This is a genomic window from Cellulomonas sp. Leaf395 (assembly GCF_001424125.1).
Lineage (GTDB): Bacteria > Actinomycetota > Actinomycetes > Actinomycetales > Cellulomonadaceae > Cellulomonas.
In genome coordinates this window covers 556,539-569,540 of the sequence record NZ_LMQI01000001.1, presented here as the reverse complement: position 1 = coordinate 569,540, position 13,002 = coordinate 556,539, and the positions used below count along the sequence as shown (strand labels likewise).

Genomic DNA, 13,002 nt, shown 5'->3' with positions numbered 1-13,002 from the left:
ACACGACCTTGGAGGTGTGCCATGCAGTACCTGGTTTCCGTGATCGACGACCGGACCAACTCCGGGACGCCCGAGGAGATGGTGGCGATCGATGCTTTCAACGAGCGGCTGCGGACGGGTGGCCACTGGGTGTTCGCCGGCGGCCTCGCCGCGCCCGAGTCGGCGACGGTCATCGACGCCCGAGGCGAGGAGCCGATCTTCACCGACGGGCCCTTCGTCGAGTCGAAGGAGCACGTCGCCGGCTTCTGGATCATCGACGCACCCGACCTCGACGTCGCGCTCGCGCTGATGGCCGACGGGTCGAAAGCGTGCAACCGTCGGGTCGAGGTGCGACCGTTCCTGGTCTGATCGACGCGCGCGCCACCGACCCGACGGGTTCAGCCCAGCGCGAGTGACACGGTCACGTACGAGTGCGGCGGCAGCTCCACCTCCAGGCCCCGCGGGTGAGTGCGGACGCCGTCGAACGTCACCGGCGTGACCGCCTCCGGGCGCTCGGGGGTGTTGTGCGTCTGGAGGGTCGCCGCGGTGAGCAGGCGGGCGGAGCTGCCCATGACCTCGCGGCCGCGCAGGTCCAGGACGAGGGTCAGCGGCTCGTCGGCGTCGAGGTTGGACAACGAGACGAGCGCGGTGTCACCGGTGGTCGACGCGGACGCCGACAACAGCGGGAGGGGAGTCCCCTCGACCTCCCTGGTGGGGACGTCTCCACGCAGGTGCACGGTCAGGACGGACGCGTCGTGGTGCCCCGTGTTCATCTCGAACACGTGATAGCTCGGGGTCAGCACGAGCGCGCCGGACTCGGGGTCGGTGAGGATCATCGCCTGCAGCACGTTGACGGTCTGCGCGATGTTGGCCATGACGACCCGGTCGGCGAACCGGTGGAACGTGTCCAGGTGGACGCTCGCCACCAGCGCGTCCCGCAGGGTGTTCTGCTGGTACAGGAAGCCGGGGTTGGTCCCCTCCTCCACGTTCCACCACGTGCCCCACTCGTCGACGACGAGGCCGATGCGCTTCTCGGCGTCGTAGGCGTCCATGACCGCGGCGTGCCCGCGCAGGATCTCCTCCATCCGCCAGGCCCGGAGCATCGTCACGTACCAGTCGTCGGTGTCGAACCGGGCGGCGTCGCCCTTGTCCTCCCACGAACCGTTGATCGTGTAGTAGTGCAGCGAGATCGCCTGGAAGAAGCCGCGCGGGTCCCGCGCGCAGCCCAGCCAGGAGACGGCCTTCATGAGCGCCTCGGTCCACGCGTAGTCGTCGCTGTTCGCCCCGGCGGCGATGCGCGTCACGTGGTTGCCGCCGTGGTCGCGCACGTAGGTGCCGTACTGGCGGGCCAGGTGCGCGTAGTGCTCGGCGGCCATGTTGCCGCCGCACCCCCACGGCTCGTTGCCGATCCCGAAGAACGGCACCTTCCACGGCTCGTCCCGACCGTTCGCCCGACGCAGCGCGGCCATGGGCGAGTCGTCGCCGCGCGTCAGGTACTCCACCCACTCGCTCATCTCGCGCACGGTCCCTGAGCCCACGTTGCCGTTGACGTACGCCTCGGCCCCCAGCAGCTCGCACAGGTCCATGAACTCGTGGGTGCCGAACGCGTTGTCCTCGACGACGTCGCCCCAGTGGGAGTTGACCATCCGGGGGCGCTCGTCGCGCGGCCCGATGCCGTCCTTCCAGTGGTAGTCGTCGGCGAAGCAGCCGCCCGGCCAGCGCAGGTTCGGGATGCGCAGGGCGCGCAGAGCCTCCACGACGTCGGTGCGGATGCCGCGCACGTTCGGGACGGGCGAGTCCTCGCCCACCCAGAAGCCGCCGTAGATGCAGCGGCCCAGGTGCTCGGCGAAGTGGCCGTAGATGTGCCGGCTGATGGTCGGGCCGGGCAGGTCGAGGTCGATGACGGCGGTCAGGGCGTCGGGCACAGGTATGTCTCCTCGGTGGGTGGGGCGGGCTCAGCCCTTGACGCTGCCGGCGAGCAGCCCGCTGGCGATGTGCCGCTGGGTCGCGACGAAGAAGATGATCATCGGGACCAGCGCGATGACTGAGACGGTCATGAACATGGGCCAGTTCGTCGTGAACTCGGTGACGGCGTTGTACACCTGCAGCACGACGGTCCGCTTGTCGGGGCTGGAGATGAAGACGGTCGGCAGCAGGAAGTCGTTCCAGACCCACATCGACTGGAAGATGCCGACGGTCACCAGGATCGGCTTGATGAGCGGCAGCACGACGTGCCAGAAGATCTGCCAGTCGTGCGCGCCGTCGATGCGCGCCGCCTCGATGACCTCGAACGGCAGCGTGCGCATGTACCCCTGGACCAGGAAGTAGCAGAAGATGGCGCCGCCCAGGTACATGACGACCAGGCCGTTGAGGGTGTCGACCAGCTCGAAGCCGACCAGCGTCCGGTAGAGCGGGATGAGCGTGGACTGGCCCGGGACCACGAAGCCGATGAGCAGCAGGTTGGCCAGGATGCGGTTGAGGCGCGACGTGCGCACCACCATCGCGTACGCCGCGAGCGCCCCGACCAGCAGCTGGAGCACCACGGAGACCACGGTGACGTACAGGGTGTTGGCGAACGACCGGTACATCCGCGGGTCGCTGAGCACCTCGCGGTAGTTGTCGAGCACGGGCGACGTCGGCAGGGACAGCGGCGACGCCACCATCTCGCCCTGCGTCTTGAACGTGTTGACGACGACGTAGTAGAGCGGGACGGCGATCAGGCACGCGAGCAGGATCATCGCGACGCTGAGGGCAGCACGGCGCCAGGCGGGGACGGTCATGCGAACCTCTTCTCCACGAGCCGGGTCAGCCACAGCTGACCGAAGGACAGGGCGGCGACCGCGAGCGTGAACATGACCGCGAGCGCGGAGGCGAGGCCGTAGCGGCCCTGGCCTACGCCGGAGACGACGATCGACTGCGTGATCGTGTACGTCGAGAATCCGGGTCCGCCGGTGGTGAGCGTGTAGGGCAGGTCGAACACCTTCAGGCCGCCCGTCATGAGCAGGAAGGTGCTGATGACGATCGCCGGGGTGAGCAGCGGCAGGGTGATGCCGAAGAACTGCTGCCGCGGCGTCGCGCCGTCGATGCGGGCCACCTCGTAGTACTCCTGCGGGATCGACTGCAGGTACGCCGTGTAGAGGACCGCGTGCCAGCCCGTAGCCGCCCACACGCCGACCAGGATGACGGAGAGGCGCGCGAGCGTGGGGTCGGACAGCCAGCTCACCGGCCCCAGACCGACCTTCCCGAGCACCGTGTTGAGCGCGCCCGACTCCAGCGGCGACAGGATGTACCGCCACACGAGGCCGAGGATCGCCATCGACGGGATCGCCGGGAAGAACCAGATGGAGCGGACCAGGTTGCGTCCGCGGAACGCCTTGTTCAGCTGTACCGCGAGCGGGATGGCCAGCAGCGTGATGAGCAGCGTCGTGCCCACGCCGAACAGCAACGTGAACGCGAGGCCCGCCAGCATCGACGGGTCGGTGACGATCACGCGGTAGTTGGCGAGGCCGACGAAGGCCGCCTCGGGGCTGTACCCGGTGAAGTCGGTGAAGCTCCACCAGAGCGTCTGGCCCAGCGGGATGATGAACAGGAAGACGAACACGGCGATGGCCGGCAGGAGAAAAGCCTTGTTCGCGGCGGACTGACGCCAGCCCCCGGAGGGACGGCTGAGCCAGGCTCGGGTGCCGGACGTGCGCAGGCCTGCTGTGGGACGGGTGCTGAGCGTGGTCACGAGATCTCCTCTCGGCGTGCTCGGCGGTGCGGGCGTGCGCACCGCCGAGCACGCGAGGTCGTCAGGAGGCGGCGAGCTTCGTGTCGAGGGCCTCGGCGACCTGCTCGGGTTCGATCTCGCCGCGGATCATGCGCTGGATCTGCGCGACGGCCTCGACGTTGAGCACGTCCTCGGCCCGCTGCCAGGCGATCATCGGCAGGTACAGCTTGCCTTCGCGGATCGACGGCACCATCGGCTCGAACGCGGGGTCGACGGGCGGCTCGAAGTCGCTGGTCACCGTCACGTCGTTGGTCAGGCTCTGGAACAGCTCGACGGCCTCGGGTGTGGCGAGCCAGCGCAAGAACGTCTTGGCCGCCTCCTGCTTGTCCTCGTCGGCCTTCGAGTTGATGGCGTAGCCCGGCGAGGCGGCGCCGGCCGCGAACGGGGTGCCGCCGTCGACCGCGGGAACTAGCGAGAACTCGAAGTCGAGGTCGGGGTTCGCCTCGCGCAGGGCGCCGATGTACCAGGGCCCACCGTTGATGACCGCGACGCGCTCGTTGGCGAACTCGTCGCGCACCTGGTCGCCGTCGAGCCCGACCACGTCCGGAGACATGAGCCCTTCCTCGAAGACCCGGTTGTACTCCTCGAGCTCGGGCATCCACTGCTCGGCGAACGTCGACTCCCCGGAGAAGATCTGGTCGTCGAGCGACGGGTCCATGCCGTCGTTCTTCGCCCCGATCCACGCCGAGATGGTGGTGGGCATCTGGTCGACGCTCTCGAGGAACGGCGTGATTCCCGCGTCCTGGAGCTTGGCGCACATCTCGAGGAACTCGTCCCAGGTCTCGGGCACCGCGTCGTACCCGACCTCGGCCAGCAGCTCCTTGTTGTAGAGATACCCTGCGGCCCACGACGACAGCGACAGGCCGTAGTAGGCGCCGTCGCGGCCGTACGTCTCGAGGTTGAACGGCGCGACGTTCTCGACGAAGTCCTCGCCCGAGATGTCGACGACGTGCTCACCGTCGATGAGGTTCGTCTTGTTCTCCGCCGCGATGAGGAACACGTCCGGAGCGGTGCCAGACAGGACCCGGGTCTGCAGCGCCTGGATGTACTCGGCGACCGGCGGCGAGTAGGAGGTCTCGACCGCGATCTCCGGGTGGGCCTCCTCGAAGGCGTCGATGACCTGCTCCATCTGCTCCTCGCCCGTCCAGGACAGGAACGTGAGGGTCGTCTTGCCGTCGGCGTCAGCGCCATCCTCGGAGCCGCTGCACGCGGTGAGGGCGAGCAGAGCGGCCGCTGCGAACGCGGCCAGCGCTGTGGGACGTGAGCGTCGCTTCATTGCAGTGCTCCTTCGATACCGAGAAGTGCGCGTGGTCTACGGTGTGTTTATCGATACACCACGCCGTGTGACGACGACTGTGCACGCTGCTCTCCCGTAGCGTCAAGAGTGGGAGCGCGACCAGTTTGTTAACGCTCACATGGTGAGAGGAGAAGCGCGATGACGACGCTCAAGGACGTGGCCCGAGCGTCCGGCGTGTCCGTGATGACCGTGTCCAACGTCATCAACGGTGTCCCCCGGGTCGGCGCCGCCACCCGCGAACGGGTCCTGCGCGCCATCGACGACCTCGGATACGAGGTCAACCTGACCGCCCGCCGCCTGCGCTCCGGCACCAGCGGGACCGTCGCGCTCGTCGTCCCCCGCGCCGACCACCCCTACTTCGGCGAGCTCGCCGCCGCGTTCACCACTGCACTGCGCGCCACCGGCCGCCACCTCGTCATCGAGCAGAGCGGCGCGAGCAAGGAGGGCGAGCTCACCGCGCTGTCCCAGGCACGACTCCAGATGTACGACGGCGTACTGCTCAGCGCCGTCGGGCTCCAGTACGCCGACGTCGACCGCCTGCAACCCGACCTGCCCCTCGTCCTGCTCGGCGAGAAGCCCATGCCACCACAGTTCGACCAGATCCAGCTCGGCAACGTCGAAGGCGCCCGGCTCGCCACCGCGCACCTGCTCGCCCGCGGCGCCCGGTCCGTCGCCCTCTTCGGAGGCACCGCCGCACCGTCCGACGGCGGCATGCAGGACCAGCGCACCCAGGGCTGGCGCGCCGCCCACGAGGCCGTCGGGCGTACGGCCGACGACCGGTTGTTGATCCTCGACCCCGGCGACCTCGAGATGGCCCCGAGCAGGAAGACGATCCGCGATGCCGTCTCCAACGGCCTGGAGCTCGACGCCGTGTTCGCGATCACCGACCAGTCCGCCATCGGCGTGATCGCCGGCCTGCGGGACCTCGGACTCCGGGTTCCGCAGGACGTGCAGGTCATCGGGTTCGACAACCTCGAGATCGGCGAGCACGTGTGGCCGGAGCTGACCACCATCGACCCGAGCAACGACTGGCTCGTCGCACAGGCCGTGCGGCTGCTCGAACGGCGGATGCGCGGCGACCACGGCGAGGCGGAGCACCTGGTGACACCCGTCAGCCTGGTGGAGCGTGGTTCGACGCGGTGATGGTTGTCCGACAACAATTGTTGTCTTGACACGGAGAATTGTCCGTGGGACGGTCGTTCCCATGCACGATGTCGAAGTGATCGAGGAAGCCGCAGCCGCTGAGGTCTCGCTCGACCCGATCCGGGCCCGGATGCTCGCGGAGCTGGCCGAGCCACAGACCGCGACCACCCTCGCGGCACGGCTCGGGCTTGCCCGGCAGAAGGTCAACTACCACGTCAGGCTCCTCGAGCAGCACGGCCTGGTCGAGCTGGTCGAGGAGCGTCGCAGGGGCAACATGACCGAACGGGTCGTGCGGGCCTCCGCAGCGGCGTACGTCATCTCCCCGGCCGCGCTCGCCGCGGTCGCACCCGACCCGGCCCGGTCGCCCGACGGGCTGTCCGCACGCTGGTTGCTCGCGCTCGCCGCGCGGCTCGTCCGGGAGACGGGCGCTCTCATCAACGGCGCAGCGCGGGCCCGCAAGCCGCTCGCCACCTTCGGGCTCGATGCCGAGGTCCAGTTCGCGACGCCGTCCGACCGCGCCGCATTCGTCGGTGAGCTCACCGACGCACTCACAGGCCTGATCAGCAAGTACCACACAGACACCGGTCGGTCCCACCGCGTGATCATCGCGGTGCACCCGAGCATCACCGAGGACGCCGACCCGCCAGCAGAGGAGCAGCAGTCATGACGCATCCCTTCGAGCTTCGCGACGAGTTCACCGTCTCCGCCACACCCGACGAGGTGTGGGAGGCCATCGCGACCGGGCCGGGAGTCGACTCCTGGCTCATGGGGCGCACCGAGATCGACAGCGCCAACAAGACCGTCACGTTCGAGATGTTCGGCCAGGTGTCCACCGGCACCATCTCGGCGTGGGAGCCCGGTCACCGCTACGCATGGCAGTCGGACACCGACCCGGACGGCACCTTCACGGCCTACGAGTGGCTCATCGAGGCGCAGGACGGCGGCGGCGCCGCGGTGCGCGTCGTGCACAGCGGCCTCCTCGGCGACGACTGGGAGGCCGAGTACAACGGACTGACCATCGGCGACCGAGCCCACATGAAGAAGCTCGCCGCCTACCTCGAGCACTTCGCACCGCGCACCACGACGGACTCGGTGTTCCTGTTCGGACCGATCACCACGGACTCCTGGGCAGCCATGACCGCCGCGGTCGGCGCCGGCGCGGACGCGGCGGACGGTCAGGCGGCGCGGCTCAGTGTCCCCGGGATCGAGCCGGTCGACGGCACCGTCGAGTTCGCGTTCTCGCCCAGCACCGTGGGCATGCGTACCGACGACGCGATGTACCTGCTGATCCACGGCTACAACGGCATGGTCGCCGCGGCCGCGCAGTACTTCGACGACCGCGACCGGTCGGCCGAGACCGAGGCGTGGCAGAGCTGGCTCGGCAGCCTCGCGGGCTGACCAACGACCTGGTGGCTCAGCCCACGCCCTCCGCGGTGAGCGCGTCGGTCAGCAGGCCGACCAGGGCGTCGAGCTGCACGTCCGTGGACGAGACGTCTTCGTCCCCCGCCCCGTCGAGTGCCCGGGCGGCCAGCCCCGACTTGCTGTCGATCAGCTCGGCGATCCGGGCGTCGATGGTCTGCGCGGCGATGATCCGCCACGCGGTGACGGGCTCGTCCTGGCCGATCCGGTGGATCCGGTCGATGGCCTGCGTCTGCTCGGCGTGGGTCCAGGACAGCTCCGCCAGCACCAGGTTGGAGGCGACCTGAAGGTTGAGCCCCACCCCGGCGGCGGTGAGCGAGCACACGACGATCGCCACCTCAGGGTCGTCGACGAACGCGGCGATGTTCTTCTGGCGCACCCGGGGCGTCTGGTCGCCGCGGATCGAGGCGTAGCGGATGCCACGGTCGGCGAAGGTCTGCTCGGCCTGGTCCATCACGTCGACGTGCTTCGCGAAGAACACGACCTTGCCGACGTTGCGGGCGAGCTGCGCGGCGTAGTCGGCGGCCAACCCTGCCTTCGCCTGGCCGATCCGACGGACCATCGTGAAGACGTTCTCGCCCCCGGCCTTCGAGCTCGAGTCCTTGAGCTCCGCCGCCGCCACCCGGCGGACGAGGTCGTGATCGATCCCGTCCACCACCTCAGCCCCGTCACCGCGGAACTCGACGGCGGACCGGTAACGCCTGACCAGCTCGCTGGCGAGCGCGGCCTCGGCGGCGCGGATCGAGCGACCGGCAGCGCCGTCGAGCTCGACCGGCAGATCCGCCACCCGGCGGGCGGGGATGTCGGCGACCACGTCGACCTTGCGACGCCGCACGATGCCCATGTCGATCACGCTGGACCGAGCTGCCGCGTAGAACCCCACGTCGGCCGGGGTGAGCCCGGTGTTCTCGAGGGACGTCATCAGCGGTCCGAGCGGCTTCCCGTCGTCGATCCAGCCGAGGAACTGCCAGATCGCGCGGAAGTCCTCGATGTCGTTGATCAGCGGGGTGCCGGTCAGCGCCATCAGCAGTGGCCGGGCAACACGGGCGCGGATCCGCTCGGAGAGCGCGAGGACGTGCTGGGAACGCTGCGAGGTCTTGTTCTTGATGAAGTGCGCCTCGTCGACGACCATGCCGCGGAAGCCGTGGTCGCCGAGCCAGCCGACGTGCCGGTCCAGGAGCTCGTAGTTCACGATCACGACGTCCGCGAACCCGTCCATCCGGTCGCCATCGCCGTGGACCACCGTGGCCCGGCGCGACGGCGTCCACAGCTCCACCTCGTGCGCCCAGTTCGTCTTCACCACGTTGGGCACCACGACCAGCAGCGGGTAGGCGTCGGCCGCCCGGGCGGCGAGCAGGGCCTGGGCGGTCTTCCCCAGACCGGGCTCGTCGGCCAGCAGGAAGGTGCGATGCCCGCGGGCCGTCGCCTCGACGACCCCGGCCTGGTGCGGCATCAGCTCCCGACCAGGGGGAACCGGTACGGGGCGCGCCTCGGGCAGCGGCATGCAGGCGGGCGCGCCGTCGGCGGCCCGCTCGAAGGACCGGAAGAGCGGCTCGAGCAGCTCCCAGCCGGCCAGTCGGCGGGCCTGCGCGGCGGTCCGCTCGGCCGCGGCCGCGAAGTCCGGGGCCAGGAACGGGTTCGCCAGCTGGCGCGAGATCACCGACCGAGGGACCACCTGGCTGCTGGCGCCGGGCGCGGGCACGACCGGTGCTGCGGGGGCTGGCTCCTCGGGCGGCTCCAGCCCACCGGCGCGCATCAGGGTCGCCTTGTAGGAGCGAGCAGCGTCGGAGACGCGGGCATCGTCGGCGAGGAGCTCCAACAGCGTCGTGTCCCGGGCAGCAGTCCTGGCAAGCATCGTCGCCACCCCGTCGAGCCGCTTGAGCTGCTCGCCCCGCCGCGACTCGGTCAGGCCGCTGTCGGCCTTCACCCGCGCCCGCTCCTCGCGCACGAGCAGCGCCACGACCTGGAACTTCGTCCGCACCCCCGGGCGCGTCGGCGGTCGCTGCACGGCCTTGTCGACGTCCCGGGCCACCTCGGCGAGCACCGGGACGATCCCCTGCGCGGTCGGGCGCGGGGCGCGTCGGCTCTGTGCGCCGGGCTCGGTGCGCGCACGACCGGACCCGCGTTGGCCTGCTCGTGCCACATCTCCTCCTTCGCACATCCGCGCCGCGACTGGCGCAGCGCGTGCACCGCGGACCCGTCGAGCGTCGGGCCACCGACCCAGGCCACAGGAAAGCCCGAGCCGGGGCGCTCGGACCGGGTCACCGTGCAGCCTGCGGCGCACGCAGGTCGGCACCGACAGTGACACGCCGCCCGGCTTCCTCGTGGACACCGCGGGGCACGGTCATTCCCAGCGTGATCGCCGGAGCACTCGGAGCCTACCGCCGCTCACCTCGCCCCGGACGGACGGTGGCGGTCTGACTCGCCGCACTAGATGCTGCGGCAGCCGGTCGGTGCGGAGATGCGGTGGTGAGGATGAGAGGCAGCGTTCACCGACGGACCCGCCGGTGCAGTCCTGGTGGTGACGTGGTGCCCCCCGCAGTTGCTGAGCGAGCACGCGCGTGTGGTCCGCCGAGTCGGCGATCACACGCGGGAGGAACCGTGCAGCGCAAGCACCGCAAACTATTGCTAAAACGTTATCGACATCGTTACCGTTCTCGGATCCGGTAGTCGATGGCTGGGCAAAAGCCGTCGGCACCCGTTTCGGAGAGGAACAACGATGTCCCATCCAACAACCATGAGGCGGGTCGCTGCCGTCGCGACCTCGGCACTCGCCGTCCTCGCGCTCTCGGCCCCCCTCGCCCAGGCCGCGCCCCCAGAGGAGACCCTGCGCTCCGAGGCCCCGCGTGATCTCAAGATCGGCAGCGCCGTCTGGGGCCAGAACGAGCTCCTCGACTACGACCGCAAGAACCCCACCGAGTTCCAGCGCATCCTCGCCGCCGAGTTCAACTCGGTGACCCCCGAGAACGACATGAAGTGGGCTGAGATCCACCCGGAGCCCGGCGTGTACGACTTCTCGGGGGCAGACGCCGTCGTCGCGTTCGCGGAGGCCAACAACATGGAGGTCCGCGGGCACACGCTGCTCTGGCACAGCCAGAACCCGCAGTGGGTGGTCGACGCCAGCGCCACCTGGACCTGCGAGGAGGCACGCGCCGTCCTCGAAGAGCACATCACCACCGTCGTCAGCCGCTACGCCGGCCAGATCTACGAGTGGGACGTGGCCAACGAGATCTTCCAGGACGACTGGGACACCGGCGGTGTGCGCCTGCGCACCGAGGCCAACCCCTTCCTCAAGGCGTGCGCCGAGGACCCGGTCGCCCTCATCGGTGACGCCTTCCGGTGGGCGGACGCGGCGGACCCCGAGGCGCTGCTCTTCCTCAACGACTACAACGCCGAAGGCATCAACAACAAGACGGACGCCTACTACGCCCTGGTGCAGGAGCTGCTCGCCGACGGCGTGCCGATCGACGGCTTCGGCGCTCAGGGTCACCTGAGCCTCATGTACGGCTTCGACGAGTCGATCCAGGAGAACTTCGAGCGGTTCGCAGCGCTCGGGCTGAAGGTCGCCATCACCGAGGCCGACGTCCGCATGCCGCTCGGCGAGGACGGGGAGCCGACCGCCGAGCAGATCGCGCTCCAGGCCGAGCGCTACGACGCGATGCTGGTGGCGTGCCTCAACGTGCCCGCGTGCACGAGCTTCACGGTCTGGGGCTTCGACGACGGGCACTCCTGGGTCCCGGGCGTCTTCCCCGAGGGCTACGCGACGATCATGACCGAGGAGTTCGAGAAGAAGCCCGCGTACTACGCACTTCTCGAGAGCCTCACCGACGCCACCCCCGGCAAGTCCCCGCGCACGGCGCCGGGCCTGAACAGGTAAGACGGCTCCGCTGAGTCGCCGATGGCGCGTGGGCCCAGAGGCTCACGCGCCATCGGCGTTCGTGCTGACCACGCCGAGTGAGGGCAACTCCTGGATCCACGCCGCGTTCGCCACCCGGAGACCTCGGTCGATGCGCAGAACGACGGCCACACAACCGTCACCGTCCACGCCGAGCGCCACCGAGCGGACGTGGTGTATCAACTGCCGCTGGACGCGGCATTGCGCTGTCGTGACTTCCGCTTCGTGTTCAGACCAGCGGCGCGAGCCCAGGAGAGACAACTCCGACCAACGCCCCCGGTGCGTGGTGTGCGTACCGAGTTCCGCGTTGCACGCGACTGGTGTCAGTAGAACCCGCCCTCAGGATTCGGTGCCAGGTACACGTCGACGAGCTCATCGTGGAGCACGAACCGGACATGTGAGGTCGGCTCACCGGACGGCGCCGGTGGGAACATGTCGGGCGGGAAGTCAAGATCGGCGACGGGGTCGAGCGACGGTGCTGAGCAGCGGACCATGATGATGCGATTCTCCGCGACTATCGCGAGGCACGGCTTCGCCTCCGGCGTCGTCGTGCTCCAGACTTGCAGCTCGCCGTAGGAGCCGTAGGAGACGAAGTCGGCGTCCGTCACGCCGCCCATGGTCGTGGCGGCCTCGTCGTCGAGAGGAATGGCCCCTTGGTCGGGATCGGCCTGCGGCGTGAGCTGTGCTACCGGTTCGGGCTCGCTCGACTCGTTGACGACGAGGACACCGACGGCGATGGCCGCCACCAGCACCGCAACCGCGGCGATGCCCCATGGCAGGACACGTCGGACACGCCCGTTGTGTGGATCTCGTGGCGTGGTTTCGAGCGCCGCAGCGTGCGACGGATTCGCTGCCCCGCTTGCTGCCGCGGCTCGTCCGCCCTCGGTTGGGGGCAGGCCGCCCATGGCATCGGGCGCTGTCGGATCGTGCTCACGGCCGTTCATCGGGCCTGTCGGCTCGTCCATCTGCGTGTCCTTTCGGTTCGGGTCAGCCGGGCGGACTGCTCTGGCCCTGGACCGGTCAGTGGCGCGGCGCCCTTCTAGCCGCGCGACGCGGCCGGGTCGGAGGCCCTCCCGAACAGAACGATGACGTGGTCGCCCTCACCGACCGACTCCAGTGCGAGCACGTAGTCCTGTGCGAGCACGTAGTCTCCTGCGAGCGTGCTGGGCGGGATTGTCGGAGGGACGTTGGAACTACCTCCCTCCCCTTCGGGGACCGGCAGCATGCTCGCCGTGTCGGTCGCGCCGTCCGGCACGTCGGGCCTAGTGGTGAGGCCCAGCCGGCCCGAGGTGACGATCACGACGGCCGCCGCACCGACGAGTGCTGCCGACCAGAGCCACGCCGTCCCGCGACGCCGACGACGCTGTTCGAGAGGCGCGGCCGACGGGTCGGGGGGTTCGATGAGCCCGACGTCGGCCATCCTCACCGCCCGGTTCCGCTCTGCGGATCGCTTCGCCACCATCGGACTTCCCCCGCGGCCGTACCGCACTCAGCACTCCG

General features: G+C 69.6%; 12 protein-coding genes. 5 read left to right on the top strand and 7 right to left on the bottom strand.

Annotated features, from left to right (window positions below; all coding sequences use genetic code 11):
- The first annotated feature begins 21 nt into the window (after positions 1-21).
- On the top strand, positions 22-348 hold the full coding sequence (locus tag ASG23_RS02700; protein ID WP_056019660.1) for a YciI family protein: 327 nt from the start codon (positions 22-24) through the stop codon (positions 346-348).
- Positions 349-377: 29 nt separating this feature from the next.
- Here ASG23_RS02700 and ASG23_RS02695 read toward each other — a convergent pair whose 3' ends face one another.
- The 4 genes from ASG23_RS02695 to ASG23_RS02680 form a co-directional block, all read right to left on the bottom strand.
- Positions 378-1,904, bottom strand: a complete 1,527-nt coding sequence (locus ASG23_RS02695; protein ID WP_056019657.1) for an alpha-N-arabinofuranosidase — start codon at positions 1,902-1,904, stop codon at positions 378-380.
- Positions 1,905-1,934: 30 nt separating this feature from the next.
- A complete protein-coding gene (locus ASG23_RS02690; protein ID WP_056019654.1) occupies positions 1,935-2,759 on the bottom strand; it encodes a carbohydrate ABC transporter permease in 825 nt (274 codons plus the stop codon).
- Positions 2,756-3,709 (bottom strand): carbohydrate ABC transporter permease, encoded by a 954-nt coding sequence (locus ASG23_RS02685; RefSeq protein WP_235520814.1) that lies wholly within the window; start codon positions 3,707-3,709, stop codon positions 2,756-2,758. The genes ASG23_RS02690 and ASG23_RS02685 overlap by 4 nt, the downstream gene beginning before the upstream one ends.
- 61 nt (positions 3,710-3,770) lie before the next feature.
- On the bottom strand, positions 3,771-5,024 hold the full coding sequence (locus ASG23_RS02680; protein WP_056019649.1) for an ABC transporter substrate-binding protein: 1,254 nt from the start codon (positions 5,022-5,024) through the stop codon (positions 3,771-3,773).
- Positions 5,025-5,183: 159 nt separating this feature from the next.
- Between ASG23_RS02680 and ASG23_RS02675 the strand changes: the two genes are divergently transcribed.
- The 3 genes from ASG23_RS02675 (at position 5,184) to ASG23_RS02665 (ending at position 7,586) form a co-directional block, all read left to right on the top strand.
- Complete coding sequence (locus ASG23_RS02675; protein WP_056019646.1) at positions 5,184-6,188, top strand: LacI family DNA-binding transcriptional regulator; 1,005 nt, start codon at positions 5,184-5,186, stop codon at positions 6,186-6,188.
- Between the two features lie 61 nt (positions 6,189-6,249).
- Positions 6,250-6,855 (top strand): ArsR/SmtB family transcription factor, encoded by a 606-nt coding sequence (locus tag ASG23_RS02670; RefSeq protein WP_056019643.1) that lies wholly within the window; start codon positions 6,250-6,252, stop codon positions 6,853-6,855.
- Positions 6,852-7,586, top strand: coding sequence for an SRPBCC family protein (locus tag ASG23_RS02665; protein ID WP_056019640.1), 735 nt, complete (start codon positions 6,852-6,854; stop codon positions 7,584-7,586). Before ASG23_RS02670 ends, ASG23_RS02665 begins: the two co-directional genes overlap by 4 nt.
- A gap of 16 nt (positions 7,587-7,602) precedes the next feature.
- Here the strand turns inward: ASG23_RS02665 and ASG23_RS02660 are convergent, their stop codons facing one another.
- On the bottom strand, positions 7,603-9,750 hold the full coding sequence (locus ASG23_RS02660; protein ID WP_056019637.1) for a DEAD/DEAH box helicase: 2,148 nt from the start codon (positions 9,748-9,750) through the stop codon (positions 7,603-7,605).
- A 594-nt stretch (positions 9,751-10,344) separates the two neighbouring features.
- Here ASG23_RS02660 and ASG23_RS02655 point away from each other — a divergent pair.
- Complete coding sequence (locus ASG23_RS02655; protein WP_056019634.1) at positions 10,345-11,484, top strand: endo-1,4-beta-xylanase; 1,140 nt, start codon at positions 10,345-10,347, stop codon at positions 11,482-11,484.
- Between the two features lie 341 nt (positions 11,485-11,825).
- Here the strand turns inward: ASG23_RS02655 and ASG23_RS02650 are convergent, their stop codons facing one another.
- Together ASG23_RS02650 and ASG23_RS02645 are read right to left on the bottom strand one after the other, a co-directional pair.
- Entirely contained in the window at positions 11,826-12,467 is a 642-nt protein-coding gene (locus ASG23_RS02650) for a hypothetical protein (protein ID WP_157465489.1), read from the bottom strand.
- Between the two features lie 74 nt (positions 12,468-12,541).
- Positions 12,542-12,922, bottom strand: a complete 381-nt coding sequence (locus ASG23_RS02645) for a hypothetical protein (RefSeq protein ID WP_157465488.1) — start codon at positions 12,920-12,922, stop codon at positions 12,542-12,544.
- Positions 12,923-13,002: the final 80 nt, after the last annotated feature.

What these genes read in the sequence shown, in the direction of transcription:
- ASG23_RS02670 (WP_056019643.1), top strand. Translation starts at nt 6,250, where the DNA reads ATGCACGATGTCGAAGTGATCGAGGAAGCCGCAGCCGCTGAGGTCTCG.
- ASG23_RS02665 (WP_056019640.1), top strand. Translation starts at nt 6,852, where the DNA reads ATGACGCATCCCTTCGAGCTTCGCGACGAGTTCACCGTCTCCGCCACA.
- ASG23_RS02650 (WP_157465489.1), bottom strand. Translation starts at nt 12,467, where the DNA reads ATGGACGAGCCGACAGGCCCGATGAACGGCCGTGAGCACGATCCGACA.
- ASG23_RS02700 (WP_056019660.1), top strand. Translation starts at nt 22, where the DNA reads ATGCAGTACCTGGTTTCCGTGATCGACGACCGGACCAACTCCGGGACG.
- ASG23_RS02645 (WP_157465488.1), bottom strand. Translation starts at nt 12,922, where the DNA reads ATGGCCGACGTCGGGCTCATCGAACCCCCCGACCCGTCGGCCGCGCCT.
- ASG23_RS02680 (WP_056019649.1), bottom strand. Translation starts at nt 5,024, where the DNA reads ATGAAGCGACGCTCACGTCCCACAGCGCTGGCCGCGTTCGCAGCGGCC.
- ASG23_RS02675 (WP_056019646.1), top strand. Translation starts at nt 5,184, where the DNA reads ATGACGACGCTCAAGGACGTGGCCCGAGCGTCCGGCGTGTCCGTGATG.
- ASG23_RS02690 (WP_056019654.1), bottom strand. Translation starts at nt 2,759, where the DNA reads ATGACCGTCCCCGCCTGGCGCCGTGCTGCCCTCAGCGTCGCGATGATC.
- ASG23_RS02655 (WP_056019634.1), top strand. Translation starts at nt 10,345, where the DNA reads ATGAGGCGGGTCGCTGCCGTCGCGACCTCGGCACTCGCCGTCCTCGCG.